24 protein-coding genes and 1 pseudogene are annotated in these 26,737 nt (G+C 69.0%); 8 read left to right on the top strand and 17 right to left on the bottom strand.

The genetic code is table 11. From position 1 onward, the window contains the following. Positions 1-300 precede the first annotated feature (300 nt). The gene (locus FHR33_RS53015; RefSeq protein WP_183660706.1) at positions 301-3,006 is read left to right on the top strand and encodes a DUF11 domain-containing protein; all 2,706 of its coding nucleotides are present in this window, start codon (positions 301-303) and stop codon (positions 3,004-3,006) included. Positions 3,007-3,254: 248 nt separating this feature from the next. Here FHR33_RS53015 and FHR33_RS52240 read toward each other — a convergent pair whose 3' ends face one another. Together FHR33_RS52240 and FHR33_RS42740 are read right to left on the bottom strand one after the other, a co-directional pair. Beyond that, positions 3,255-3,386: a hypothetical protein gene (locus FHR33_RS52240; RefSeq protein ID WP_281388538.1), complete on the bottom strand. Its 132-nt coding sequence runs from the start codon at positions 3,384-3,386 to the stop codon at positions 3,255-3,257. Further along, positions 3,383-4,384, bottom strand: a complete 1,002-nt coding sequence (locus tag FHR33_RS42740) for a magnesium and cobalt transport protein CorA (protein ID WP_183660704.1) — start codon at positions 4,382-4,384, stop codon at positions 3,383-3,385. The genes FHR33_RS52240 and FHR33_RS42740 overlap by 4 nt, the downstream gene beginning before the upstream one ends. A gap of 288 nt (positions 4,385-4,672) precedes the next feature. Here FHR33_RS42740 and FHR33_RS42735 point away from each other — a divergent pair, with 288 nt between their 5' ends. Continuing rightward, the gene (locus tag FHR33_RS42735) at positions 4,673-5,128 is read left to right on the top strand and encodes a hypothetical protein (protein ID WP_183660702.1); all 456 of its coding nucleotides are present in this window, start codon (positions 4,673-4,675) and stop codon (positions 5,126-5,128) included. A gap of 243 nt (positions 5,129-5,371) precedes the next feature. Here FHR33_RS42735 and FHR33_RS42730 read toward each other — a convergent pair whose 3' ends face one another. From FHR33_RS42730 to relB, 12 genes and pseudogenes are all read right to left on the bottom strand, one after another. Continuing rightward, positions 5,372-6,760: a cytochrome b gene (locus tag FHR33_RS42730; protein WP_183660701.1), complete on the bottom strand. Its 1,389-nt coding sequence runs from the start codon at positions 6,758-6,760 to the stop codon at positions 5,372-5,374. 195 nt (positions 6,761-6,955) lie between these two features. After that, positions 6,956-7,624: a response regulator gene (locus FHR33_RS42725; RefSeq protein WP_183660700.1), complete on the bottom strand. Its 669-nt coding sequence runs from the start codon at positions 7,622-7,624 to the stop codon at positions 6,956-6,958. Next, entirely contained in the window at positions 7,621-10,167 is a 2,547-nt protein-coding gene (locus tag FHR33_RS42720; RefSeq protein WP_183660699.1) for a DUF4118 domain-containing protein, read from the bottom strand. The genes FHR33_RS42725 and FHR33_RS42720 overlap by 4 nt, the downstream gene beginning before the upstream one ends. Positions 10,168-10,170: 3 nt before the next feature. Beyond that, positions 10,171-11,031 carry a potassium-transporting ATPase subunit C gene (locus tag FHR33_RS42715; protein WP_183660698.1) on the bottom strand — a complete coding sequence of 287 codons (861 nt, stop codon included), beginning with the start codon at positions 11,029-11,031 and terminating at the stop codon, positions 10,171-10,173. Further along, the gene (gene kdpB, locus FHR33_RS42710; RefSeq protein WP_183660697.1) at positions 11,032-13,137 is read right to left on the bottom strand and encodes a potassium-transporting ATPase subunit KdpB; all 2,106 of its coding nucleotides are present in this window, start codon (positions 13,135-13,137) and stop codon (positions 11,032-11,034) included. Beyond that, entirely contained in the window at positions 13,134-14,783 is a 1,650-nt protein-coding gene (kdpA, locus tag FHR33_RS42705) for a potassium-transporting ATPase subunit KdpA (protein ID WP_183660696.1), read from the bottom strand. Before kdpA ends, kdpB begins: the two co-directional genes overlap by 4 nt. Then, on the bottom strand, positions 14,783-14,872 hold the full coding sequence (locus tag FHR33_RS42700; protein WP_183660695.1) for a potassium-transporting ATPase subunit F: 90 nt from the start codon (positions 14,870-14,872) through the stop codon (positions 14,783-14,785). The genes kdpA and FHR33_RS42700 overlap by 1 nt, the downstream gene beginning before the upstream one ends. Positions 14,873-14,986: 114 nt before the next feature. Then, entirely contained in the window at positions 14,987-15,274 is a 288-nt protein-coding gene (locus FHR33_RS52235) for a helix-turn-helix domain-containing protein (RefSeq protein WP_281388563.1), read from the bottom strand. Beyond that, positions 15,260-15,637: pseudogene (locus FHR33_RS52230) on the bottom strand (recombinase family protein); the annotation flags it as partial. The pseudogene FHR33_RS52230 and the gene FHR33_RS52235, both read right to left, overlap by 15 nt. A gap of 111 nt (positions 15,638-15,748) precedes the next feature. Next, positions 15,749-16,243, bottom strand: coding sequence for a hypothetical protein (locus FHR33_RS42685; protein WP_183660691.1), 495 nt, complete (start codon positions 16,241-16,243; stop codon positions 15,749-15,751). 180 nt (positions 16,244-16,423) lie between these two features. After that, positions 16,424-17,314 carry a class I SAM-dependent methyltransferase gene (locus tag FHR33_RS42680; protein ID WP_183660689.1) on the bottom strand — a complete coding sequence of 297 codons (891 nt, stop codon included), beginning with the start codon at positions 17,312-17,314 and terminating at the stop codon, positions 16,424-16,426. 130 nt (positions 17,315-17,444) lie between these two features. Continuing rightward, complete coding sequence (gene relB, locus FHR33_RS42675) at positions 17,445-18,089, bottom strand: type II toxin-antitoxin system RelB family anti-toxin (RefSeq protein ID WP_376773307.1); 645 nt, start codon at positions 18,087-18,089, stop codon at positions 17,445-17,447. A 62-nt stretch (positions 18,090-18,151) separates the two neighbouring features. On the opposite strand from relB, the gene FHR33_RS42670 reads away from it, so the two are divergent. The 3 genes from FHR33_RS42670 to FHR33_RS42660 all read left to right on the top strand — a co-directional run bounded on the left by FHR33_RS42670 (position 18,152) and on the right by FHR33_RS42660 (position 21,407). Then, positions 18,152-19,159: an NAD(P)/FAD-dependent oxidoreductase gene (locus FHR33_RS42670; RefSeq protein ID WP_183660687.1), complete on the top strand. Its 1,008-nt coding sequence runs from the start codon at positions 18,152-18,154 to the stop codon at positions 19,157-19,159. Between the two features lie 109 nt (positions 19,160-19,268). Continuing rightward, positions 19,269-20,903 carry an MFS transporter gene (locus tag FHR33_RS42665; protein WP_312896035.1) on the top strand — a complete coding sequence of 545 codons (1,635 nt, stop codon included), beginning with the start codon at positions 19,269-19,271 and terminating at the stop codon, positions 20,901-20,903. 195 nt (positions 20,904-21,098) lie between these two features. Next, entirely contained in the window at positions 21,099-21,407 is a 309-nt protein-coding gene (locus FHR33_RS42660; protein ID WP_183660683.1) for a thioredoxin family protein, read from the top strand. A 146-nt stretch (positions 21,408-21,553) separates the two neighbouring features. On the opposite strand, the gene FHR33_RS42655 is transcribed toward FHR33_RS42660, so the two are convergent. Next, positions 21,554-22,726, bottom strand: a complete 1,173-nt coding sequence (locus tag FHR33_RS42655; RefSeq protein ID WP_246453690.1) for an NAD(P)/FAD-dependent oxidoreductase — start codon at positions 22,724-22,726, stop codon at positions 21,554-21,556. Next, positions 22,672-23,583 carry an NAD-dependent epimerase/dehydratase family protein gene (locus FHR33_RS42650; RefSeq protein WP_183660681.1) on the bottom strand — a complete coding sequence of 304 codons (912 nt, stop codon included), beginning with the start codon at positions 23,581-23,583 and terminating at the stop codon, positions 22,672-22,674. The genes FHR33_RS42655 and FHR33_RS42650 overlap by 55 nt, the downstream gene beginning before the upstream one ends. A gap of 174 nt (positions 23,584-23,757) precedes the next feature. Here FHR33_RS42650 and FHR33_RS42645 point away from each other — a divergent pair, with 174 nt between their 5' ends. After that, complete coding sequence (locus FHR33_RS42645; protein ID WP_183660679.1) at positions 23,758-24,372, top strand: TetR/AcrR family transcriptional regulator; 615 nt, start codon at positions 23,758-23,760, stop codon at positions 24,370-24,372. Here FHR33_RS42645 and FHR33_RS42640 read toward each other — a convergent pair. Then, a complete protein-coding gene (locus FHR33_RS42640; protein WP_183660677.1) occupies positions 24,359-25,060 on the bottom strand; it encodes a hypothetical protein in 702 nt (233 codons plus the stop codon). The two genes, FHR33_RS42645 and FHR33_RS42640, sit on opposite strands and share 14 nt — an antisense overlap. A gap of 113 nt (positions 25,061-25,173) precedes the next feature. On the opposite strand from FHR33_RS42640, the gene FHR33_RS42635 reads away from it, so the two are divergent. Both FHR33_RS42635 and FHR33_RS42630 read left to right on the top strand, forming a co-directional pair. After that, the gene (locus tag FHR33_RS42635) at positions 25,174-25,377 is read left to right on the top strand and encodes a hypothetical protein (RefSeq protein WP_183660675.1); all 204 of its coding nucleotides are present in this window, start codon (positions 25,174-25,176) and stop codon (positions 25,375-25,377) included. 955 nt (positions 25,378-26,332) lie between these two features. After that, positions 26,333-26,737: DNA-binding transcriptional response regulator (locus FHR33_RS42630; protein ID WP_183660673.1), on the top strand; the 405-nt coding region annotated here is incomplete at its 3' end.

The raw sequence follows: 26,737 nt of genomic DNA, 5'->3' as shown, positions 1-26,737 counted from the left end.
GTCTTTCTGCGCTGCCCGGCGTTTCGTTCCTTGCGATGTCAGAAACATTAGCCCCCACAGCAACGAATGTCTACTCCAGTCGCTACAGATTTGCTCTTACGACGTCGTGGAAGGGCGACGAGCCGGCGTGCTGCCACGGCAGGCCGCTCTCCTCTTCCAGTTCGCGCGGCGCGGTCAGACCCGCCACGCCTCCTCCCGCAAGCTGAGTAGGCCCTACTCATGAACTCCAGGGGTAGATCGCTAACAATCTCCTCACATCCCCGCTGAGGAGGCCCTGGAATGCACCGCCGGCATCGCGGAGTGATCGGTACCATCCTCGTCTTCACCCTGATGGCCGTCGCGGCCCTGATCCCGCTGCCCGGGCACGCGGCCGGTCCGGTCCAGGCCGCGTGCGAGTTCCCCGCGGGCGGGCTTTTCCTCATGGAAGGAGACAAGTTACCCAGCGAGCTCACGCTCACCAACGGCACGGACAACCTGGTGACCTTCACCGTCACCATGCGGGAGAACTTCCACTACGGCCGCGAGCACCTCGTCCACGAGCGGGCCGTCGTCGGGTCGGCGACCTTCCGCGGCGAGCTTGACCTGGGCCCGGCGTACGGCCTGGGCCTGGGCCCGGCCGACATCGTGCTGGACATCAGATCCTCGGCGACGGGCAACACCGTCCTGGCCACGTGCACGGTCACCATCCGGGTGCTGGCGCTGCCGGATTCGGACGGCGACGGCCTGCCGGACGAGTGGGAGACCAAGGGCATCGACTACGACAGGGACGGCGACGTCGACTACCACCTGGAGGAGCGGGCCGACCCGCACCGCAAGGACGTCTTCGTGGAGATGGACGCCATGGCGTGCCAAGCCGCCTACTGCAGGAACCGTCCCCGCAGGCTCTCGGACGAAGCGGTGCTCGCGGTGTTCTGGGAGTTCGCCGAGCACGGGATCGCCCTCCACGTCGACCGCGACGAGGACACGGTGACGGAGGCCGAGGGCCTGCTGTTCGATGTGAAGGGATCGGGCGGCCTGGACGACTTCGACGACATCAAGTCCGGATTCACCGATCGCCCGTGTGACGGCCGGTTCGGCGCCCCTCAGGAGCGCTCCTCGGCCAACTGCGTGAACGTCCTGGGCGCCAAGCGGCTGGCCTTCCACTACGCGCTGTCCGCCCACGCCATCACGGGAAGAGGCACCACGTCGGGATTCGCCGAGCTCGGTGACGACTCCGCCACCACGGTCGCCGACGCCCAGCGCACCGGCCGGGCGCTCCCCGGCGGCAACGACTTCCTCATCACACTCGGCGCCTGGACCGACGACATGATCACCGCCAACGGCGGCTTGGCGGACGTCGAGGCCGGCACGTTCATCCACGAGCTCGGCCATAACCTGGGCCTTCAGCATGGCGGGAGCGACCCGATCAACTGCAAGCCGAACTACACCAGCGTGATGAACTACCTCTACCAGTTCCCCGGCTCCAACGCGGATGGGAAGCCCGACTACCAGAACCGGGCGCATGGCACGCTCAAGGAGGACGCCGGCCTCGACGAGACGGGCCCCGCCGTACCCGACGCCTACACCTCGATCGTCTACGGCCTGAACGGCGTGCGGCGCGACGCCTCCTCCACCGAGCCGCTGGACTGGAACGGCGACAAGGTCGTGGAGACCGCCGCGACGGCCGACGTCAACCACATCGCGCTGGGCGACGACACCACCTCCTGTCCGGCCTCACCCAAGCAGACGCTCACCGCCTGGGATGACTGGAGCCGCCTGCGGTTCAACTTTCGCGAGAGCCGCATGTTCGCCGAGGGCGCCCACCGGGGCGTGACCGGCGCCGGTGCGCAGGAGATCACCGGCGAGGCCGCGCGGAGCCTGCACTCGCCCATCGACCTGGCCGTCACCAAGACCGTGGACAAGCCGGAGGCGGACGCGGGCGACACCCTCACCTACACCGTCCAGGCCACCGGCCGAGGAGCGGGCACGCCCACGAACGTCTCCCTCGCCGACACCCTCCCGGACGGAACCGCCGTCATCCGCTCCCTGAGCGCGCTGCCTGCCACCGAGAGGTTCACCTACCCGATCCCGTGCACGGCCGCGGACGGCTCGACTGTCACCAACAAGGTGCGGATCTCGGGCACCAACCAGTACGGGTCCCCGGAGCACGGCACGCTCGGCGACAACACCGCGACGGCTTCCACCACGGTTCGCCGACCCGTCCCCGGTCTGACGGTGACCGCCCCGCCCTCCGTGAACGCGGGCGAGCCGATCTCGTACGCGATCGAATACCGCAACACGGGCACCGGAGCGGCCTCCTCGGCCACGATCACCGCCACACTCCCGGCCGGGGTGTACTACAGCACGTCCCTGGACGAGGGCGCGGGCCCTCGGCCCACCGCCGTCATCGGTAACCCCGGCGGGACGACCACCCTGCGGTGGGAGACCGGGCGGATCGCTCCGGGTTCCGCGCCCGGCACGATCGCGTTCACCGCGCGCCCAAGCCTGCTGCACACCGATGGTGCCGGCCTCACGGTGCCGGTGTCGGCGCGCTTCAGCGGTGGCGGCTGCGACTTCGCCGCACCTGCCGCGACGGCGAGCACAAGGATCACCGCTGTCGCGCCCACCCGCGATCCGATGATCGTCACGCTCTGGGCACTGCGGACCTCGCTTCACACACCCGAGAACCTGGCTCGTGTCCAGGCCACCGACGTCCGGTTCGACACCGGCGCCGACGGGTCGTTGTCCCGGGCCGACGTTTCGGACGCCTTCCTGCTGCCGTTGCTCCAGCCGCGTACGCTCCGGGCAGAGTTGCTGGCGGCCTGCCTCAACCTGGCCACCCGCCGGATCGGTGCCGAGACGGAGCTTCGGTCGCTCACGGCGGGACGGCTCGGGTCGCGGACGGTCGGCGATGCCGTCCGGTACGCGCAGGCCACGCTCGACCTGCCGCTGTCGGGGAATCTCCTGCGGTACACGGCGACCACCACGTTGCTGGCGGAGATCAACAGCGGGATCGCGGTGCGGTGATCTCGCATGCGGGCTTGTACCGCGTCATAGCTCATCGCACGGTCGGCCGCCTTCTGACCGCTCGGGACCGGGCACCATCTCATGGTGAGCGAGCAGGCCCTCGCCTGGCCGCACCAGTTCGAACGGCTGCGCATCCGCTACGAACACCAGACGATCTCCCCTGGACCTCCTCGACCTTGCGCGCCGCCTCATCTGCCCGGACCGACGCAGGACCGCAGGCTGAAACCGTCAGCTACTCGGTCGTGGCCTCATGGGCCGGGGCCGGAGCCTTGGGGGTCGACCACGATGATGATGGTCAACAGGATGATCCAGACGACGATCACGGCGATCAGGAGCCTGCTCGGGGAGAGCCTGCGGGAGAAGAACTTGGGGATTCTCACAGCCATCCGCTCTTGCGCAGCAGCCGGTGGACGAAGAGAACGGCGACGACCATGACCGCAAGGCTCAAGGGGTAGCCGAGCAACCAGTGCAGCTCGGGCATGTAGTCGAAGTTCATGCCGTAAATCCCGGCGATCATGGTGGGGACGGCGATGAGGGCCGCCCACGAAGAGATCTTGCGCATGTCGGCGTTCTGCTGCATGGCCACCGTGTTCTGCTCACGGCCCACCAGGGCCAGATGGGCGCTCAAGGCGCTGGTGAGCAGCTCGTTGTGCTCATCGACCTGGGCGTCCACGCGCAACAGGTGATCGAGAACATCGCGGAACTGCTCCCGGTTGGTTCTGCACAGCTCCACGCGGTCTTTGACGATCTCTTCCAGCACCGGGATCAGCGGGTCCTGGGCGGTGCGGAACTCCAACACCTCGCGTTTGAGTGAATAGATGTCGGCGGTGACATCGGCGTGCTCACCGCTGAACACCCGCTGCTCCAGGGCGATGAGATCACCCGCGACCTCGTGGGAGATGCGCGAGTAGGCGTCGACGACCTCGTCGCAGATCGCGTACAGCACCCCGGCCGGGCCCGCGGCCAGCAGATCGGGGTCGGATTCGATGCGGCGGCGTACCCCGCTCAGCGGGTTGGCCTGGCCGTGGCGGACGCTGATGACGAAGTCGCGGCCGAGGAACAGGTTGATCTCGCCGACCTCGATGTCGGAGCTCTCCTCCACATACAGCAGCGGCTTGAGCACGATGAACAGGGTGTCGTCGTAGCGTTCGAGCTTGGGCCGCTGGTGGGCGTGGATGGCGTCCTCCACCGCCAGCGGATGCAGCTTCACCTCGTTGGTGATCAGGTCGAACTCCTCCTGTGTGGGCTCGTGCAGGCCGATCCACAAGAAACAGTCGCCCCGGGCGCGGGCGGCGGTGACCGCATCGCTGATGTCGCCGTTGATGGTCTCGCGCACTCCGTCGCAGTAGATCGCTTTGTCCACAATCACATCCGGCATTCTCGCGTACCCGCCCCCTCTCTCGTCTCCTGCCATCGATGTGGAAGGCGCTCGAACACTCTGGAGCCTTCTCTTAATCGCCACCGTCCCTCGGCAGGGCTGCCGTGACCGTTCCAGGCGACAGAGCTCCGTGCCGCCGCGACCGGCCAGGCGCTTGCCCGCCAGCCGGACCTGCATCCCTGCCCGGCAGCAGTTCCGGCCGCGCTGTCATAAGGAGTCCCGCCTCGGTTCCGGGCGGCTATGGTGCGCCGTACCCGATTTGATCTGGATCTCAGGGGCGCGCCGGTGATGAACGTGAGGGAGCCCGACTGGACCTACGTGGCCAGGTCTCTGGGCAAGGTCCTGGCCGTCACCGCGGTGCTGTCCTGGCTTTCAGCGCGGTCGACCGGGTTCTGGGGGTGTCTCATCAACCTCGACGACGAACGGATGGCACAGGTGTACGCCACGGCCGCCCGCGTCGCGAACCCCGGACAAGCGCCTGGCGCCCGGTTACCGCCAGGGTGGGGGACTGCTGGAGACGATCCTCACGCTGTGGGGGGAGCCGCGCAGGGCCGGTCCCAGCGAGGCGAGGGGCGGTACGAGATCGTGGAGGACCTGTTCGGTGTCCGGGCTCCCTCCCTCGACGGGCCGTCCGGAGACCTGGCCGACGCGATCGCCGTCGTGGAGGCGGACCCCGGAGCCGACACGGAGTCCACGGAGAAGGCCCGGAAGACCCGACCGCTGGAAACTCGCCGACCTGCGTAAGCTCCTCGATGACCCGGAGGTGCGGGCGGTTCATCTCGCCGACGTCGCCTTCGACCTCGGCAAGATCGGGTAACGGTCTTCGGCGAGTTCAGGAGGCGGCTGTGCTGAGGCGCCAGGTCGGGCGCCCGAAGCCGGACCGGGCCGACCGGGCCATCCTCACGGCATTGGCCCGGTGGTTTCCGACGGTGCTGCACGCTCGTCGGCCGCCGAGGGCCACGTTCACGCGCTTGATCGGTACAACTGTCATCTCCCAGAGGTGGCCGCCAGCTCCTGGGGCTCTTGCTGCGCCGGCGCCAGCCGTTCGTGGAACCCGCCGTCCAGGGAGCGCGTGATGATCCCGGTCTCCACCCCGTGCTCCACGACGTGGCGATCCGTCTGCTGCAGTGCGAGGCAGATCCACCGGGCGATGATGAAGGCGATGACAGGGCCGATGACCACGGCGTACCTGAAGAAGATCGTCACAGCCTCGACGGTGAGGTGGAACTGGTGGGCGATCTGGTCGTTGGCCGCGGCTGCCCACAGCAGGCCGTAGAACGTGATGCCGGCGACCGCGATGGCCGTCTTCGTCGGCGTGTCGCGTGGCCGATCGAGCATGTTTTGCGCGCCCGGTACGCGGGGCATGCGGCTCGTGGTCTTGGGCCGGCCCAGTGCGTCGCGGCGGCTGCGTCGCGAGACGAGGAAGCGCTCGGCGGTCGGGTAGGCGGCCAGGGCGGTGAAGAAGAGCCCTGGTATCACCAGCGTGGGGATGAGGACCGCGAGGCTGAGCGTGTAGTCCCCAAGAGTGAGTTCCCACCCGGGCATGATCCGGAGGGCGCCGTCGAGGAACCCCATGTACCAGTCAGGTACCGAGCCCGCCGAGATCTGCGTCGGCTTGGCGGGTCCGTACAGCCATATGGGGGCGATCTGGAACCCGAACCCGAGAATGATCAGCATGCCGAACGTCGCGAGGGCCATCAGGGGGCGTGCGCTCCGCCGTGCCGACACCGAGGCGATGAATCGGGAGTGGCCGTGCCGCCGCACCAGGAGTTCACGGGCGATCAGCAGTACGGCCATGACGACCGCGATCAGCAGGTGCCCGCCGTACATCACCGGAATGATCCTGTCTCCGGGGAAGTCCGGCCCGAACAGCAGCGACAGCGCCCAGGTTCCTACGAAGGGGATGGACTGCACCACCGACATGATCAGCCACAGGCTCCCACCCGACAACATGTCGTCAGGCAGGGCGTTGCCGGTCTCGCCCGCGGCCATGCCCAGCGCCAGCAGCGTCACCCAGATCAGCCACTGAGTGGTGCGCGGGCGGCGGAACGCGCCGGTGAGGAACATGCGCAGCAGCTGCAAGGCGACGGCCGCCACGAAGACGAGCGCCGCCCAGTGGTGGACCTGGCGGATGAGCAGGCCGCCACGCACTTCCAGGCTGAGATGCATGGTCGAGTCGAAGGCCCTGCTGACGAAGAGTCCACGCAGCGGGCCGTAGGAGCCGTCATAGGTCACCTGGGCCATGCTGGGGTCGTAGAACACCATCAGCACGGCCCCGGTCACCAGCAGGACGACGAACGACCAGACGGCGATCTCCGCGAACATGAACGACCAGTGCGAGAACTGAAACGACCGGTGCTTGACCAGCGAACGCATGTGGGCCCCCTAACCTTGCCTACTCATAGGACGGATTCGGGCCGCAGAATGTGACGAAGATGAGGCGTCGGCGACGGTGATTAGCATCACTAACGCGCTGAGGCAGGTATTCGAACGGCTTGCCGGTTTCCGGGTGCCGAGCATGAACTCCGCGTCGCGCCGGATCCCATCACAGATCCAGGGCGAAGGGGGACGCTACGGGGTGAACCGGTAGCCCATGCCGGGCTCGGTGATCAGGTGGGCCGGGTGGCCGGGGTCGGGTTCGAGCTTGTGGCGCAGCTGGGTCATGTACTGCCGCAGGTAGTGGGTCTCCTTGATGTACTTCTCCCCCCACACCTCGGCCAGCAGCTGCCGCTGGCTCACCAGCTTGCCCGGGTTGCGCAGCAGGATCTCGAGGATGTGCCACTCGGTGGGAGTGAGGCGCACCTTGCCCGATACGGTCTTGCTGGTCAGGTCGACCACGTGGTCGCCGATCCGGATGCTGGCCGGCTCGGCCTCGTGCGTCCCCGTCCGCCTGGTGACCGCGCGGACCCTGGCCAGCAGCTCGTCGATGCCGAACGGTTTGGTCACGTAGTCGTCGGCCCCGGCGTCCAGCGCCTCCACCTTGTCCTGGTTGCCGGCCCTGCCGGACAAGACGATGATCGGCACCCTGGACCAGCCGCGCAGGCCGTGGATGACGTCCACGCCGTCGAGGTCCGGCAGGCCGAGATCGAGAATGACCAGGTCCGGTGCGCTGTCGGCGGCCTGACGCAGGGCGGCGCTGCCGTCGGCGGCGGTCTCCACCTCGTAGTGCCGGGCGGCCAGGTTGATCCGCAGCGCTCGAAGGATCTGTCGTTCGTCATCGACGATGAGGACGCGCGTCACATGGTCACCGTTCTCGAGAAGAGGGGCAATGCGAGGATCATGGTGAGACCTCCCCCTGGTGTCTCATCGGGTACGAGGGTGCCGCCCATGGCCTCCGCCAGTCCTCGGGAAAGGGCCAGGCCGAGGCCGACACCGGTGTGGTTGTCGCGGTCACCCAGCCGCTGGAAGGGCAGGAAGACGCGGTCGTGGGCATCGGGCGGGATGCCGGGGCCCCGGTCGATCACCCGGATCTCCACCTGGTCGCCGTGCCGGCTCGCGGTGATGAGCACCTTCGCCTCCGGCGGGCTGTAGCGGATCGCGTTGGCCATCAGGTTGACCAGGACCCGTTCGAGCAGCGCGGGATCGGCGGCGATCTCGGGCAGTTCGATGGAGATGTCACCCTCGACCCGCTCACGGAGCGGTCCGAGGTCGTCGATCGAGCGGGGCACGACCTCCTCGAGCGCCACGGCCTGCAGTGCCAGGCCCAGGACGCCTGCCTGCAGGCGGCTCATGTCGAGCAGGTTGGCCACCAGGCGGTCCAGGCGGGCCAGCGACTCGTCGGCGGTGGCCAGCAGTTCGCGGTGATCCTCGGGGCTCCAGTCGATCTCGTCGTTGCGCAGGCTCTCCACGGCCGCCTTGGCCGAGGCGAGGGGGGTGCGCAGGTCGTGGCTGACGGCGGCGAGCAACGCGGTGCGCATCCTGTCCGCCTCCGCCAGGGGTTTGGCCCTGTCGGCCTGCTCCTCCAGGCGCTGCTGGCGCAGGGCCACGGCGATCTCTGCGGCGAACGCCTCCAGCACCCGCCGATCGGAGGCGTTGAGCAGCCCGCCCCGCGCCGCCAGCACCAGGTCTTCGTCGACCACCACGTCGGTGTCGCCCTCCGACGGCGTCGTGCACGGCGTGCCACCGCTCGTCGCGACGACCCGCCACGCCGCGGGGTCGGTCTGGTCGTCCGGCGCCCCGCCGGTGTCCGGCAGCCGTTCCAGCAGCGTCACCGATATCAGCGCGAACGTCTCCCGCAGGCGGGTCAGCAGCGTCGACACGGCGGACTCGCCGCGCAGGACGTGCCCGGCCAGCGTCGAGAGCACCTCCGCGTCCGCGGTGGCGCGCGCCGCTTCTCTGGTACGGCGGGCCGCGAGATCCACGATCGTGCTCACCGCCGCCGCCACGAGCACGAACACGATCAGAGCGAACAGGTTCTCAGGGTCGGAGATCGTGAACTCGCCCACCGGGGGAGTGAAGAAGAAGTTGAGCAGCAGCGACCCGCCCACGGCCGCGGTGATGGCCGGCCACATGCCGCCGATCAGCGCCACCCCGACCGTCATGACCAGGAAGAAGAGGATTTCGCTCGGCAACGACAGGTCGTTCCTGAACGGGATCAGCGCCGCCGTGAGCGCGGGAACGCCCACGACCGCCACGATCCACCCGGTCAGCCGGCGCGGGCCGGTCAGCGCCGCCCGGTGACGTTCCGGGCGGCGTCTGCCCTTCCTCACCTCGTCATGAGTGATCATGTGGACGTCGATCGAGCCGGACAGCGCGGTGGTCTCCACCCCGACACCGCGGGAGAGGATCTGGGCGAACCTGCCGCGCCGGGAGGCGCCGAGCACCAGCTGGGTGGCGTTGACGCCACGGGCGAAGTCGAGCAACGCGCGCGGGATGTCGTCGCCGACCACCTGGTGGTAGGTGCCGCCGAGCGACTCCACCAGGGTCCGCTGACGCGACAGGCTGGCGGGATCGCCGCCTGACAGGCCGTCCGCCCTGGTCACGTGCACCGCGAGCAGGTCGGCGCCCTTGGTGCGAGCGGCGACGCGGGCCGCGCGCCGTACCAGCGTGTCACCTTCCGGCCCGCCGGTCAGGGCCACGACGACCCGCTCGCGCGCCTCCCAGGTGGTGGCGATGCCGTGATCGGCCCGGTAGCGGTCGAGCTGCTCGTCGACCTTGCCCGCGGCCCAGAGCAGGGCCAGCTCTCTCAGAGCGGTGAGGTTGCCGACTCTGAAGTAGTTGGACAGGGCGGCATCGACCTTCTCCGGGGCGTAGACGTTGCCGTGTGCCATCCTTCTGCGCAGGGCCTCGGGTGACATGTCGACCAGCTCGATCTGGTCGGCGCGGCGCACCACCTCGTCCGGTACGGTCTCCCGCTGCGGGACGCCGGTGATCTGCTGGACGACGTCGTTGAGCGACTCCAGGTGCTGGACGTTGACCGTCGAGATGACATTGATGCCGGCGTCGAGGATCTGCTCGATGTCCTGCCAGCGCTTGACGTTCCTCGACCCCGGCACGTTGGTGTGCGCCAGCTCGTCGATGAGCACGATCTTCGGCGCGCGAGCGATGACGGCGTCCACGTCGAGTTCGGTGAAGGTCGCCCCCCGGTGGACCAGCCTCCGGCGGGGGATCACCTCCATGCCCTCGAGGAGCTCCTCGGTGTGGAGGCGGCCGTGGGTCTCGACGAGACCCACGACCACGTCCCTGCCACGCTCCTTGGCCCGGCGGCCCTCACCCAGCATCGCGAAGGTCTTGCCCACCCCGGGTGCGGCGCCCAGGTAGACCCTCAGCCGCCCGCGTGGCATGTCCTACTCCTTGTCGAGTGCCAGGTTGAGCTCGAGCACGTTGACGGCCGGCTCGCCCATGAAGCCGAGCGCCCTGCCGGTGGTGTGCTCGCCGATGAGCTGCCGCACCCTGCCGACGTCGACGCCGCGTTCCTCGGCCACCCGCCGCGCCTGCAGCTCGGCGTAGGCCAGGGAGATGTGCGGATCGAGGCCGGAGCCGCTGGCGGTGACCGCGTCTGCGGGTACCTCGACGTCGCTCACGTTCCCGCGCACCGGCACGGTACGGCCGGCGGCGTAGTCCTCGCCGGGCCTGCCGCACTCGACCCTGACGCCCTGGTACTCGGCGACGAAGGGTCGCGAGGGGCAGGCCTGGTTGACGCTGACCGCCCTGGTGGGAGCGCCCACGGCGGGGAAGACCTTCAGCACCGCGCCCACTCCGTCGCTGGTGCAGTACGGCCGCGCGCCGCTGACACCCTCCAGCTCGCCGATCGCCTTGGAGCGGGCGCAGACCTGGGTGAGCAGCGACTGCCTGCCCTCGTCCGGGTCGCCCTCGTCGTCCTTGGCGCCGGGCACCGGCAGGACGTCCACGACGTCCTCGGGTCCGAGGTTGCTGGCGGCGGTGGACAGCATGTCGTAGCCGTCACCGGCCGCCGACGGGCGGCTCTGGAAGTACTCCCTGTGGCCCTCGAAGGACTGGCCGATCAGCGCGCTGCCGACCACCTTGCCGTCCTTCTCGACCAGCGAGCCGTTGGCCTGGCCGGTGAACAGCGCCTGGGCCACGCCCGTGACCGCCAGCGGGTAGATGACGCCGGTGACCGCCGTGAGCACGAGCAGCGCGCGCAGCGCGGCCAGGTGCAGGCGGATCCAGCTGGGCATGCGTTCCATTTATGACATCCCAGGAAGGAACTGAACGAGCAGGTCGATGACTTTGATGCCGATGAACGGCGCGACGATGCCGCCCAGGCCGTAGACGTAGAGGTTGCGGCTGAGCAGTTTCGACGCGCTCGAAGGCCGGTAGCGCACGCCGCGCAGGGCGAGCGGGATCAGCGCGACGATCACCAGCGCGTTGAAGACGACGGCCGACAGGATCGCCGACTGCGGGCTGGCCAGGCGCATGACGTTGAGCGCGTCCAGGCCCGGGTAGACCGCAGCGAACATCGCGGGAATGATCGCGAAGTACTTGGCGATGTCGTTGGCGATCGAGAACGTCGTCAGCGCGCCGCGGGTGATGAGCAGTTGCTTGCCGATCTCGACGATCTCGATGAGCTTGGTCGGGTCGGAGTCGAGGTCGACCATGTTGCCCGCCTCTTTGGCGGCGCTGGTCCCCGTGTTCATGGCGACGCCGACGTCCGACTGCGCGAGAGCGGGGGCGTCGTTGGTGCCGTCGCCCGTCATGGCGACCAGGCGACCGCCCTCCTGCTCCTTCCTGATCAGGGCGAGCTTGTCCTCGGGGGTGGCCTCGGCGAGGAAGTCGTCCACGCCGGCCTCGTCCGCGATCGCCCTGGCGGTCAGCGGGTTGTCACCGGTGATCATCACGGTCCTGATGCCCATGCGGCGCATCTCGTCGAACCGCTCGCGCATGCCCGCCTTGACGACGTCCTTGAGGTGGATGACGCCCAGCACGCGGCCCTTCTCGGCCACGACCAGGGGGGTGCCGCCCGAGCCGGAGATCCCGTCGACGATGTCGCCGACCTCGTCGGTCGGGTGACCGCCGTGGTCCCTGACCCACTTCATGACGGCGGTCGCCGCGCCCTTGCGGACCTGCTTGCCGTCGAGGTTCACGCCCGACATGCGGGTCTGCGCGGTGAACGCCACCCAGTCGGCATGGGCCAGCTCGCCGGGCTCCCGCTCGCGCAGGCCGTAGGCGGTCTTGGCGTACACCACGATCGAGCGACCCTCGGGCGTCTCGTCGGCCAGCGACGACAGCTGCGCCGCCCGCGCCAGCTCCATCTCGGACACGCCCGCCACAGGCACGAACTCCGACGCCTGGCGGTTGCCCAGCGTGATGGTGCCGGTCTTGTCCAGCAGCAGCGTGGAGACATCACCTGCGGCCTCGACCGCGCGGCCCGACATGGCCAGGACGTTGCGCTGGACCAGCCGGTCCATGCCCGCGATGCCGATGGCCGACAGCAGGGCGCCGATGGTCGTCGGGATGAGGCAGACCAGCAGCGAGATCAACACGATGCCGGTGACACCGTCTCCGGTCAGGGCGAGGGAGTCGGGAATGCCGGGGTTCTGGCCCTTGGCCCAGATGGCCAGCGGCTGCATGGTCACGGTGGCTACCAGGAAGATGATCGTGAGCGCGGCCAGCAGGATGTTGAGCGCGATCTCGTTCGGCGTCTTCTGCCGGTTGGCGCCCTCGACGAGGGCGATCATCCGATCGATGAAGCTCTCGCCGGGTTTCTGGGTGATCTGGACGGTGATCTTGTCGGAGAGCACCTTGGTGCCGCCGGTCACCGCGGACCGGTCACCTCCGGACTCGCGGATCACCGGAGCGGACTCGCCGGTGATGGCGGACTCGTCCACACTGGCGATGCCCTCGATCACGTCGCCGTCACCGGGGATGACCTCCCCGGCCTCGACGACGACGATGTCGCCCTGCCGCAGCTCGGGCGCGGGGACCAGCTCACCGGACTGCTTGCGCGCCATCGTGTCGGTCTTGGCCTTGCGCAGCGTCGCCGCCTGAGCTTTGCCGCGCCCCTCGGCGACGGCCTCGGCCAGGTTGGCGAAGACCACGGTCAGCCAGAGCCACACGACGGTGGCCCAGGCGAAGAACGAAGGGTCCAGCACCGCCAGGACGGTGGTGAAGGCCGCGCCGATCTCCACGATCAGCATGACCGGGTTACGCCAGAGCGTGACGGGGTTCAGTTTCCTGAGCGCGTCGGGCAGCGACCTGAGCATCTGGTTCGGGTCGAGCAGACCGTCTCCTATCTTGCCGTTCTTCTTCTGCCCCGGTGTCCGCGCCGGGGCCTCGACCAGTTGGGTCGTCATGACAGGAGTCCTTCTGCGAGCGGCCCCAGCGCGAGCGCCGGGAGGAAGGTCAGAGCGACGAGGATGAGCGTCACGCCGACGACCATGCCGACGAACTGCGGCCGGTGGGTCGGCAGCGTGCCGGCGCTTTCGGGTGCGGGCTTCTGCCGAGCCAGCGAACCGGCCAGCGCGAGCACGAAGATGATCGGCAGGAACCGGCCGAGCAGCATGCACAGGCCGAGCGCGACGTCGTACCACGGGGTGTTGACGGTGACGCCGCCGAAAGCCGAGCCGTTGTTGTTCGAGGCGCTGGTGAAGGCGTAGAGGATCTCCGAGAAGCCGTGCGGCCCGCTGTTGAGCATGGCCGCGAGGCCCGCCTCGTTGCCCATCGCCACGGCCGTGCCGGCCAGCACGAGGATCGGGGTGACCAGGAAGTACATCGAGGCCAGCTTGATCTCGCGGGAGCCGATCTTCTTGCCAAGGTACTCAGGCGTGCGGCCGACCATCAGGCCCGCCACGAACACGGTGATCACGGCCAGCACGAGCATGCCGTACAGGCCCGCGCCGACGCCTCCGGGGGCGACCTCGCCCAGCATCATGTTGAACAGCGTCATCATGCCGCCGATCGGGGTGTAGGAGTCGTGGAAGGAGTTCACGGCGCCGGTGCTCGTCAGCGTCGTCGCCGCGGCGAAGGTCGCGGAGTTGGCGACGCCGAACCTGACGTCCTTGCCCTCCATGGCCGCGCCGACCGCCTGCGGGACGGTCGCGTCGCCGCCGAGTTCGAAGACGTTGGTCAGCGTGATGCCAGCCAGCGCGATGATCCCCATGACGGCGAGGATCGCGTACCCCTGGCGGGGCTGGCCGACCATCTTGCCGAAGGTGCGCGGCAGCGCGAAGGGAATCAGCAGGATCAGGAAGATCTCGAACCAGTTCGTCCACGACGTGGCGTTCTCGAAGGGGTGGGCGGAGTTGGTGTTGTAGAAGCCGCCGCCGTTGGTGCCCAGCTCCTTGATGACCTCCTGGCTGGCCACCGGGCCGCCGGTCAGGTTCTGCGGGCCGCCGGTGAGAGCCGTGATCTCGTGCGGGCCGACGAAGTTCTGCACCAGGCCGCCGGCCACCAGGACCAGCGCGCCGACGAACGCGAGAGGCAGCAGGACGCGGATGGTGCCGCGCACCAGGTCCACCCAGAAGTTGCCGAGGGTGTCGGAGCCCCTGCGGGCGAAGCCGCGCACCAGCGCGATCGCCACAGCCATGCCGACCGCCGCCGACACGAAGTTCTGTACGGCGAGGCCGGACATCTGGACCAGGTGCCCCATCGTGGACTCACCCGAGTACGCCTGCCAGTTCGTGTTCGTCACGAAGCTGACCGCGGTGTTCCACGCGATGTGGTCGGGGACCGGGGCGAAGCCCAGACTGAGGAAGAGCTTGTCCTGCAGGCGCTGCAGGCCGTACAGGGCGAGCAGGGAGATGACCGAGAACGCCAGCACGCCTCGCGCGTAGACCCCCCACTTCTGCTCAGCGTCCGGCTGGACGCCGACCAAGCGGTAGAGGAAGCGCTCGACCCCGTTGTGCTTGGTGGTCGTGTAGACCCTGTGGATGTAGTCGCCGAGCGGCTTGTGCACCAGGGCCAGCGCGATGACGAGGGAGGCGACGAAGATCCAGCCCATCAGAACCGCTCAGGGAACAGCAGGGCCGCGATCATGAAGATCACGAGGCCGGCGGCCACGAACAGGCCAGTGGCGTTGATCGCGCTCACAGGCGCTCCACCGCCTTGACGACGAGCCCGAGGATCACGAACAACGCGATCGTCAGGGCGACGAAGATGACGTCGGCCATCCCCACTCCTCACATCCGGATGATTGCTACGGGACTAGCCAAAACCCAGATGTGTCCGGTTTTGTCGTTCCTGACGGGTTCCATACGGCCCGCGTCCGAGAATTGACACCGCCCATACGGGGGCGGCATTCGTTGCCGCCGCGGCGGGCCGGTCGTCCTTCTCCAGCGCTCGATACAGGGTGGAGCGGCCGACGCCGAGGTGCTTGGCGATGGCGGTGATGGACTCGCCGCGCTCTTGGCGGGCGCGGGCGGCGGCCAGCTTGTCGGCGTCCAGCGCCGAGGGTCGGCCTCCGGCGCGGCCGTGGGCGCGGGCGGCGGCCAGGCCGTCCAGGGTGCGCCCGCTGATCAGGTCACGTTCCATCTCGGCGGCCATGGCGGCGACCATGAACAGCATCTTGTCGGCGATGGTCTGACCGTTGGGCCGATGGGTACCGGCGCAGATGCCGGACAGGATCTCCAGGTTGATGCCGCGCGGGGCCAGCTCGTCATCCAGGAAGACCAACAGCTCCTTCACGCTGCGGGCGATGCGGTCGGGCTTGTAGATGACCAGCGTGTCGCGGGGGTGCATCCGCTCGACGGTGGCGCGTAGCTTGGGCCGATCCTTGCGGGTGCTGGCGATCTCTTCGACGATCTCGCGGCAGTGCGCGCCACCCAGGGCCCGCATCTGCGACAGGTGGTCCTGGGCGCGGGTGGAGACGGGCGTAGCCGATCCGGATCGTGTTGGCGGGGCCGTACGGTTTCGTCTCGGTGGGGGCGTTCACTCGACCATCGTCCCTAAAACTGTCCCGAAACCGGCTCAGGATCGGGTACCGCACCGCGAGGTCTCGTGTCCTTCCGCAACCTGGCGATCAGCACCTTCCGCCTGGCCCGACGGGCGAATATCGCCCACGCCGCCGCGACCTCCTCGGACGCTCCCAGAGTCGATGCCGGTGAGTCCGGTGCGCTCGAGGCGGCCTTGGTCCACGACGACCAGGCCGTAGGAGCCATCCGCGCCGCTGGCGAAGCCGACCCGGTTGTCAGGGAACTCCAGGGTGCTGCCGGAGGGGACGGGGCTCGTTCCGTCGACCAGGCTGCCGGCTACCTGTACGCCGTCGGCGGCCTGGGCCGTCACGGTCAGGTCTCCTGCTTCGGTGGTGCGCCATTCGCCGGGGATGCCGGGAAGCGTGTGAGGACCAGGGTCGGTGATCTTGGCGTTGGCGGCGACCTTGGCCTTGCCGTTGGCTCCGGCGATCTCTTCCCGCCGGCCCTGGCGCCAGGCTTCGTAGTCGGCGGGGATCTGCGGTGCAGTCATGAATGCTCCTTTCCTCTCCGCCGCACCGTGGGGCGCGGCGATAGCGCTGCGCGAGGCGTGCGCGGGCGTGGTTGCTCAGCCCAACGACGCGCATGGCGCTGCGCAGGCGGTGGTTGCGTATGAGGCAAGCAATTCGGTGCTGGGGCTGCCCGGCAGGCAACCCGGGGTGCCTGCCGGGTGTCAGGCGCGGCGGGCGGCCCAGACGGTGCGCTCGGTGCGTACGGCGAGATCCTCGCGGCGCAGCAGGCTGTTCGGGCTGTCGATATCCAGGAGCTCGTCGAGAGCGGCGAGGTCCTCGGGGCCGAGGGCGGGGGCGGCTACCCCGCGGATGCGCTGCAGGCTGCCGTAGGCGTAGCGGCCGATCGCTGCGCTGCGTTCACCTTCGATGTTGACGGTGATGGTGCGCTCGGCCTCGACGGTGAAGCCGGCGGCTGTCAGCATCGGGCCCCAGTCGGCGCCGCGGTGCGGAACGTGCTCGGCGTGGAAGCTGTCGGTCGCGGCGTGGGCGCGCTCTTCGAGGCCGGGCCGGTTCTCCGGGGCGTGGGCGGGCAGGAAGCGGGGGAAGCCCGCCAGTTCGACGACGGCGAACAGGCCGCCGGGGGCGAGCAGGTCGCGGACGCTCGCCAGGGCGCGGTCGGGGTCGGCCGTGTGGTGCATCGAGGCCGAGGCCCACACCAGATCCGGCCTGCCGAGGTCGGGCCAGTGGTCGCTGTCGAGGTCGGCCTGCACGGTCCGTACGCGCCCCTCGACACCGCGGGCACATGCCTTCTCGCGCAGGAGCTGGAGATGCCCGGCCGCGGTGTCGACGGCGGTGACGTGCGCGTCGGGGAAGCGCTCGAGGAGCGCGAAGGTGCCTGCGCCGGTGCCGCAGCCCAGGTCCACGATGTGGCGCGGCTCGCTCTTCAGCGGCAGCCAGGCGGTGATGGACGCCATGTGCTCGGCGAGCACCTCGGCATCCAGATCGAGGATCTCCGCCTGCCCGCCATCGGTGTGCTCGTGGTGGCCGCCATGGCCGTGGTCGAGGTGGTGACCGCCTTCGCCATGGCGGGTGTGCTGGTGCGTTTGGGTCATGGCAACACCGTAAGCCCGCTATGCGCCTTCCGCACGACTCCTTGCGCATTACGCAAGAAGGTGGATTGACGTGCTGCCCAGCACGCAAGATCGCCCGCCGGGCCTGGGCCTCCCGCGCGGCCGTGGCCCGCTATTCGCAGGGGCCCTGGGTGCCTCCGCAGTCGGCTTCGGAGCCGTCGGCGCCGGCGTCTTTCTGGTGGCCGCGGCGGGCGTCGCGGTCGAAGATGCCCATGATCTCGCACGGTCCGCCCTCGGCGCCGATGGCGTGCGGCATCATGGTGGGGAACTCGGCGGCCTGATTGGTCTCGATGCGAAAGCGCCGGTGGCCCAGCATGAGGATGGCGGTGCCTGACAGCACCACCAGCCACTCGCGGCCGGGGTGGGCACGCATCTTCGAGGGGTTGTCGGGCGGCGGGTCGGTCATCCGCTGACGCATCACGCTCATGCCCGGGTCGCCCTTTATGGGCCAGCGCATCAAACCGTGAGTGCCGTCGATCATCGGACTCATGACGACATCGTCGGCAGCGTTCTCCACGAGCTGGTCCAGCGTGGTGTCCAGGGCGCGGGCGAGGGTGACCAGCTGATCCAGGGCGAGGCGTCGCTGACCGTTCTCGATGCGGCTCAGTGAGGACTGGCTGAGGTTGGCCCGGGTGGCCAGTTCCTCCAGCGACCAGCCCTGCGCGACGCGCAGAGCGCGGATCCGTTTGCGTACGAGGCTCTCCAGCTGCCGATCTTCTTGCGTCATAGGCAATATGGTATGCCCCCGATGCAACATGGGCTTAACGTCGAATACAGATGGTCCAGCACGGGGGGCCAGGTACGACGAAAGGGCGCGACATGTCTGCGCAGACTTCCCACTACGAGAGCGACGCATTGCCCACCGAGACCGTGGACGTCGTGGTGATCGGCGGCGGCGCCGCGGGCCTGAACGGCGCGCTGATGCTGGCCCGCTCGCGCCGCTCGGTCGTCGTGATCGACAGCAGCACCCCGCGCAACGCCCCCGCAACAGCCATGCACGGCTTCATCGTCCTGGACGGCACCCCGCCCCCCGAGATCCTCAAGCGCGGACGTGAGCAGGTACGCCAGTACGGCGGCCGGATCGTCTTCGGGGAAGTGGCCACGGCCGAACCCGCCGCCCCCTCGGGCGACGGTGACCTGCGGTTCACCGTCACCCTGGCCGACGGCCGCACGCTGACGGCACGCCGGGTGCTGGTGGCCACCGGACTGCGCGACGTGCTGCCCGAGGTGCCCGGCCTGGCCGAGCACTGGGGCCACAGCGTGGTGCACTGCCCCTACTGCCACGGCTATGAGGTGCGCGACGAGCCCATCGGCATCCTCGCCACCGGCCCGGCTTCCGTCCACCACGCCTGGCTGTTCCGCCAGCTGACGGATGACCTCATCTACTTCACTCACGGCACCGATCTGGACGCGGACACCCGCGCCCGCTTCGCCGCCCGCAGCATCCGCATCATCGAGACGGACATCAAGGAAGTCGTCAACGACGACAGCGGCACCCTCGCCGGCGTCCGCCTGACCGACGGCAGCTTCGTGGAGCGGCGCGTTCTGGCTGTGGCCACGCAGATGCAGGCCCGCACCGAGGGCTTGGAGGGCCTGAAGCTGCCGATGGAGGACCTGCCCGACAACATGGGCCGTCGCTTCGCCTCCGCCATGGCCGGCACCACCGAGATCCCGGGCGTGTGGGTGGTCGGCAACGCCACCGACCTCACCGCCCAGGTCGGAGCCTCCGCCGCGGCCGGAGCCCTGGCCGGCTCCCACATCAACGCCCTGCTGGCCACCGCGGACACCGACGCCGCGCTCGCCGCCGCACAGAAAACCGCTGGCTGACACGTAAGCCCCGCAGCTGAAGAACCGTGCGACCGCCATCCAACGGGCCGCGCGGGAAGTCCCCATCTCACCAACCTGGCGACCGGCCCTGTCCCGGCGCTGAGTCGGCATGCCCTTTTGGAAGGAAACCATGAGTATCAATCAGCCTCCCCAGGCACCGGATACGCCAGTAGGCGCCGGGGGTACGCCGGATGCGCGTCAGCTGCGTGCGGTCCTGATCACCGTCTCGCTCGCGCTGATGGCTGTCATTGCCTCGGTGTCAGGGCTGAATGTCGCCCAGACCCACATGGCCGTCGAGTTCGGCGCCTCGCAGACCACCGTTCTGTGGATCATCAATATCTACACCCTCGCCCTGGCCGCGCTGCTGCTGCCGCTCGGCGCGATCGGTGACCGTCTGGGCCGCAAGCCCATGCTGATCACCGGACTGGTCATCTTCGGTGCCGCCAGCGTCGTCGCGGGGCTTGCCCCGTCGGCCGCGGTGATGATCGCCGCGCGCGTAGCCGCCGGCATCAGCGCTGCGATGATCATGCCGATCACTCTCGCAGTCATTACCTCTACCTTCCCCGAGGAGGAGCGCGGCAAGGCGATCGGTGTGTGGACCGGCGTCGCCGGAGGCGGCGGCATCCTGGGCATGTTCCTCTCCGCCCTACTGGTCGACGTCGCCGACTGGCGCTGGCTGTTTGTGCTGCCCGTGGTCCTGGTCGTCGTCGCGCTGGCGATGACTCTGAAGTCGGTGCCCAACTCCCGCGAACGCTCCACCCATTCCTTCGACACCATCGGTGCGCTGGTCTCCACCATCGCCGTGATCGGTCTCATCTTCGTCCTGCAGGAAGGCCCCGAGCGCGGCTGGACCGCCCCCATCACCCTGATCAGCCTGGCCGTCGGCGTCGTCGCCGCCATCGCCTTCGTGGCCTGGGAGCTGCACCGCCGCGACGCCTCGCTGTTGGACGTACGCCTCTTCCGTGAGCGCGGCCTGGCCGGCGGCTCTATCACCCTGCTCGTCGTCTTCGGCGTCCAGGCCGGCATCGCCGTCGTGCTCTTCCCGTTCTTCCAGGCCGTACTCGGCTGGTCCGGGCTGCTGTCCACGGTGGCGATGATGCCGATGGCCGTCATGATGATGATGACCTCGGGCCTGGCCCCGAAAATGGCCGCCAAGATCGGCGCCCGCTCCACCATGACCGTCGGCGTCGCCCTGGCCACAATCGGCCTGGCGCAGATGGCGCTGTTCGTCTCCGTCGACGGCGGCTACCTGTCCATCCTGGCTGGCATGCTCGCCATGGGCATCGGCATGGGTCTGTCGATGACACCCTCCACCGAGGCCATCACCAGCTCACTGCCCCGCGCCAAGCAAGGCGTTGCCTCCGCACTCAACGACGTCACCCGCGAGTTCGGCACCGCCCTCGGCGTCGCCATGCTCGGCGCGCTCCTGGCAGGCGGCTACCGCAGCGCCATCGACGGCAAGCTCGACGGCATCCCCAGCGGGGCCGCGGACACCGCACGCGAAGGCATCGCCAACGCCATCGAGGTCGCACCCACCAGCGGCAGCCACGCCCAGGACCTCATCCACGCCGCACAGCAGTCCTTCGTCGACGGCTGGCAGCAGTCCATGTGGGTCGGCGCCGCCGTCATGGCCGCCCTGCTTCTCTACGTCGCCCTGCGCGGCCCGAAGAACACCGCACCCCTCCAGCGCGACGCCGAGGCAGTCCCCGAGACCGGGGTCGCGGACAACGTCGCCGCTCGCTGACCTCGCAGGGACTCCGTGCGGACGGAGCACGACGCCGCCCGCACGGCAGACGGCCGTCGGGCACACCGCGACCTCGCAGTGTGCCCGACGGCCGCACAGCGCCCCAGCGCAACCCGATACCCCGATCACATGCAGGAGTAGCACTCATGAGCACCATCGAGCTGACCGCAACGAGGTCATCTCCGGAAACGACTTGTGATCATCGATTTCTGGGCCGAATGGTGCGGACCTTGCCGTAAGTTCGGGCCCGTCTTCGAGCAGGTCTCGGACAAGCACGAGGGCGTCGTCTTCGCCAAGGTCGACACCGAGGCACAGCGAGAACTGGCGCAGGCATTCGAGATCACGTCGATCCCCACCCTCATGATCGTGCGCGAACAGATCGCCATCTTCCGTCAGGCCGGCGCCCTGCCCGAGGTAGCACTCGACGACCTCATCAACCAGGCGCGCAGCCTCGACATGGACGAAGTGCACGCTTCCAGCACCGCAGCAGACAAAAGCCGGTAGGCACCCCTACCCGAACCTCGCCTTATGCGCTCGCCGCGACGTTCCGCACATCGTGTCAACAACGCTTGTGGTCAATACATCTAGATGAGGGCCGTAGCTCTGAACGCACGGCATCCGGGAGATCATGACGATTTCCGGATGCGCAATCAGCTGGGCAGCTTGTTGCGGCGGCCGCCGGTCATGCCGAGCATCCGCGCCGGCAGCGGGACTGACATGCGGTAGAACTTCAGCGGGCTGCTGCTGACCGCCTCCTTGTAGCGGATCGCGGCTTTCGCCTTCAGATACCAGCGACGCGGTGTGTCATCGGGGTAGGTGAACTGAATGACCGCATCCTGTCGTCCGAGCGAAACCGGCTGATGCCAGTAGCCGAAACGGAACGGGCGCGGCTGCTTGCCCCGCACCTGCCGGACGATCGACTGCGCGGCGTGGGCAGCCATGGGGATGCCGCTCTGGCACGTACCGTGGATCACCCCATAGGACTGCCGGATCGCCCCCGCGTCACCGACCGCGTAGACGGACGGATGCGACACCGAGCGCAGGGTCTGGTCGACCACGATCCGCCCGGCCTCGTCGGTCGTGATCCCCGCCGAGGCGGCCAAAGGCGCGTACGCGACTCCGGTCGTCCACAGCGTTCCGTCGGTGGGCAGCAGCTCGCCGCCGCCGAGGTCGATCGCGTCGGGCAGCACCTTGGCGACGCTCACGCCGGTGCGGACCTCGATGCCGAGCCGGTCGAACGCTTTGTGCATGTGGGCGCGTGCCGCCGGGCCCATCATCGCGCCGGGCTCGCCCTGGCTGACCAGACGCACGTGCAGGTGGGGGTACGCCTCGGTGGTCTCGGTTGCGGCCTCGATGCCGGTCAGGCCGGCGCCGCATACCGTGAAGGTGCCCGTCGCATGGCGCAGGAACTCCGGCAGCCCGGGGTCGCTGATGGTGAAGGCGTGCTCGACGGGCGGGGTGTAGCTGCCGATCGCGTAGACGAGGACGTCGTAAGGCAGCTCGACGTCTGCGACGAGCACTCGCCTTCTGGAGGCGTCGATGCGGGTCGCCCGGCCCTGGACGAACCGCACGCCCGTGCCCGCCACGAGCGCCGGAATGCGGTAGTCACCGAGCGTCTGCCCGGCCGCGACCTGGTGCGACCGCAGTCGCTCGACGAAGCGGTCGGTGGGGTTGACCAGGGTGACCTGCGCGTCACGGGTGCGGCGCGCCACGCCGAGCGCCGCCATCATGCCGGTGTAACCCGCGCCGAGAACCAGAACCTGTGTCTTCATGCCAGCTCCTCCTTGAAACCCTGTCGCCACGACGGGTATCGCAGCGTCCATCCGAACTCCCGCTTGGCCTTGGCGTTGGAGAAGCCCCGTCCCTCGGTCATCATCGTCACCGCCGTCTTCCCGGCCAGCAGCCGCGCCAGCCAGACCGGCACCCGCATCGGCGGCTTGGCGCCCGCGCAGGCGGCCATGTAGGGCAGCCACTCTCGGGCTGGGGCGGGCTCGTCGTCGACGATGTTGAACACGCCCTGAGCCCGCAGCTCCACGGCCAGGACGGTGGCGCTCGCCGCGTCGTCGAGATGCACCCACGAGTTGTGGCCGCCGCCGTCCCCGACGACCGGGAACTGACGCTTGCGCAGCAGTTCGACCTGATCGTCGGTGGCGCCCGGCCCGTAGAACGCGCCGTACCGCAGCACCGCGCCACCGGCCTTGACCACCACCTCCTCGAGATGGCGGATCGCCGCGGCGCCCGCGCCGATGCTGGTCGGGTCCAGCGGATCCTCCTCGGTCTTGACCCACCCGCCCTGGCGGATGCCGTTCCAGGAGGCGTAGCTCTGCGCCACGAAGTGAGAGACGCCGTTGGCCTCGGCGGCAGCCAGCAGGTGGTCCGTTCCCTCGGTGCGCAGCCGGTTGGTGGTGGCGAACCAGCGGTCGAAGTTCTTGAGATCCGGCTTGCCGGAGATCGCGGTCATCTGGTGCACGATCACCTCCGGCTGCGCCTTGGCCACCGCCTCACTGACCGACACCGGGTCCAGCCCGTCCATCACGACGGGCTCGGCGCCCAGCTGCTGCAGCACGCCGAACCTCTTCGTGCTCGTCGAGGTCGCCGTCACCTGATGACCACGTGCCACCAGCTGCGGCACCAGCCGCCGGCCCAGCGCCCCGGCACCGCCAGCCACGAACACTCGCATAATCGATCTCCTTCGTCGACATAGGTCGCTGCTTCCGAGACGAAACGGCCAGGCCGGTTCGTGACACGGAACTCGAAAACACAGATGTGCATTCATTGCACTGGAGTGCAGTGAATGCACATAGGTATACTCATGTCGTGATTAGCCGTCAACAGGACCCAGCCGACCTGAGGCATGGAGGACATGATGAGCAGCGGACGCGAAGCGCAGCGCCGCCGTACTCGCAAAGCGATCGTCGAGGCGGCGGCCAAACTGAGCGCGGGTGGCGCGACGCCGTCCATCGACGAGATCGCCGCCGCCGCCGACGTGGCACGTCGCACGATCTACTCCCACTTCCCGACCCTCGACCAGTTGCTGATCGACGCGACCGCCGGTGCGATCAACGAGCCCCCGGTGGAGCAGGCGCTGGCCGACCCCGTGGTCGCGGGCGACGCGGCGGCCCGGGTGGACGCCCTCATCCGGACGCTGCTGGAGCACTCACCGCAGTCACTTCCGCTGGGGCGCAGGTTGATCCGCTTGACCGTTGACATGCCGGACGACGACACGCGGCCGCCCGCGCCGCGCCGGACCCAACGCCGGGTGGGCTGGCTGGAGCAGGCCTGCGAGCCATTGCGCGACACCTTGAGCGAGCAGTCGTTCCAGCGCCTGATCTCGGCGCTGACCGTCGTGGTCGGCTGGGAGGCGCAGATCGCCCTGCGTGACGTGCGCGGCCTCGATGCCCGTGCCGAAGAGGAGACCATCAGGTGGGCGGCACGCGCCCTGGTGGAGACGGCGATCAAGGAAGGCTGATCGCCGTCTTCTCAAGGTGAGGCCAGGGCTCGTGTACGGCCCGCGGCCCGGCGGTTGCGTGCCGCCGGGTCGCGGGACGGGATCGACGGGTCAGGGCCGGGCAGGTCCGGTGCCCGCGCCGGTGGAGACAGTGCAGGGCGCCCTGGGCGTGCCACTGGCGGACGTAAGGCTCCTGCGCCGGATCTTCCAAGACGTGGGCGGGGAAGAGGGTACGGCTGCGCAAGCCGGTGGCAAGCGAGCGCCTGAACGGGGCGTGGTCGTAGTGGGGTAGCTCCTCATACCCGGCGCCCGTGGTCAGCGCTGTGGTCTTCAGATGCGCGAACTCGCCGGGATGCTCGGCGAGCATCATGTACACGCGGCGGGTGACGGCCGGCTCGTCGGGGATGTGCTCGACCATCCGCACGGGGCGCCCGCTGCGGTGCTCCTCGGCCAACTCGGTGAGCAGGTCCCATGCGACGGTGAGCCCGGCGAGCTGGCGCCGAGTCTGCTCGATGCGCCGCTGTACCAGCAGATCGATGGCGACGGCCGGGTGGACGGCGGTCAGCGCGCCGTCCACCAGACCCAGCGCACGCAGCTCGGCCAGCACCTGCCCGGCCCCGGCCGCGTCGAGATCGGTGTGCGGGTCACGCAGCAGGCGCCGGTAGAGGTTCTCCTGGTCGGCGGTCAGCCCCAGGTCGGCCATACTCATCGGACCTCGCTCACTTTTCTCGCCGTAGGGGGTCATCACCTCCTTGACGGGAAATGGCGGACACCGCGTGACATCGGTCAGCCCTTGAGTTCGCCCGGCCATTGGACGAAGCGGTGCACGATCCTCCTAAGATCCCCGCCAAGTGGCGCCTCGAGAAGGAGGGCGTCAACCTGCGCGTTATCACCGGCACCTGCTCCTCCCGGGCCGCCGAGTGCCGGAGCTTCCTGCTGGGCGGCCCTGAAGCAGTCACGTACGCCTCCGAGGGCAGCCCCTACCAGCCCAGCAGCGAGGTGAGCGAGTGCGTGCCGGGTACGTGAAGACCGAGAAGGTGATCGTCGTCGACCATGGGAAGACGCCGGGCCCGGGCACCACCCGGCGCGACCGGACCCAGGCCAGGTCGGCCTCCGAGAGGACCTCGCCCCGAACGAAGAGGGGACACAGCAGTCCCGGGCGTTGCCACTGGGGCAGCCGGTCGACCCGGATGGACGCGACCGGGTGGCCGAGCCTGCGCTCCAGCGCAGCGGCCCGCTTGGCGAGCTGCTCGGGGCCGAAGACGTTGTCGAGGCTGAGCATCGGCGTCAAGTGGGGCACGTCCACCGAACCGCGAGGTCGGCGCAGGCGGCCGTGGCCTGCTGGAGGTGCTGCGCGGCGCGGTTGAACTCGTTGGCCGCTTGCGTTCGTACCAGCCAGCTTCGCTCAGCAGTGCCGCGAGTTTTTCGTTGCGTGTGCGCGCCATGGATGCGCTCCAGATACCCAAACGATCTTTGATCACTTTGACCTGGCAGCGTTTGCGGTACGACGGTGCGGTGGCGTCGTGCCCCTCAACGTAGTCGGCCTTTGCGGCTCTGCGAAGACCCCCTGCAAGAGCTTGAGCACGTGCCCTGCCAGGCCGGTCGCGGAGGTCAGGGCGATGGAGCCGTGGGGCGACCGCTCTGATACCGGGCCGCCGCCGTCCTGACACGCCCGCTGCCATGACCGCTGACCCGACACCGCATGGGCGATGGCGCGCGAGGGCTGGTCGGCGGGGTCGAGGATGTCCGTGAGGGGAGTGCGGTGGCAGGCTGGGGGAGCGGCAGGAGCGGATGCCGCTGTTAGGGCTGGAGCCGATCGCCGTCGACTGCACCGGCCTGCTCTAGAACGCCCCACCCGGCACCGCGCGTCAAGAACGCATCGTTTTTTACCGGTTTGCCGTCGGCATGGCGTATGGATTCGTTTCTGCGGCGACGGCAGGCGCGATCATGACGCCATGCGGACAATGGACGAGGAGCTCCAGTGGCCACTGTGCTGCTGACGGACCCGGCGCAACCGTGGGTCTCCGCGCTCGTCGAGGCGTTGGCAGAGCGCGGGCACACGGTGGAAACCAAAGGGGCTGCGTGTGGCGAGGCCTGGCCTGCGCCGCGCCGTCGTCAGGCTGCGGTCGCCGTACTCAGCGTCGGCGAGGCGGGCCCGACGGTGGCGCAGATCGCCAAGCTGCGCGCTGCCACAGGCGCCTCGGTGATCGTGTTGATCGAGGCAGGGAACTTTCTCGATCGCCTGGAGGCGTACGAGGCGGGGGCCGATGACTGCCTGAGCGAGCCGGTCAGGGCCGACCGGCTGGTGGACGCCATCGAGCCTCTGGCCGGCTGGTGGGGCAGACCGGGCGCCGAGGAAGCCGACGACGTCGGGGCCGGCTGCTTC

This window comes from Nonomuraea dietziae, from assembly GCF_014195505.1.
GTDB classification, from domain to species: domain Bacteria; phylum Actinomycetota; class Actinomycetes; order Streptosporangiales; family Streptosporangiaceae; genus Nonomuraea; species Nonomuraea roseola.
This window is presented reverse-complemented; position numbering and strand designations above follow the sequence as displayed.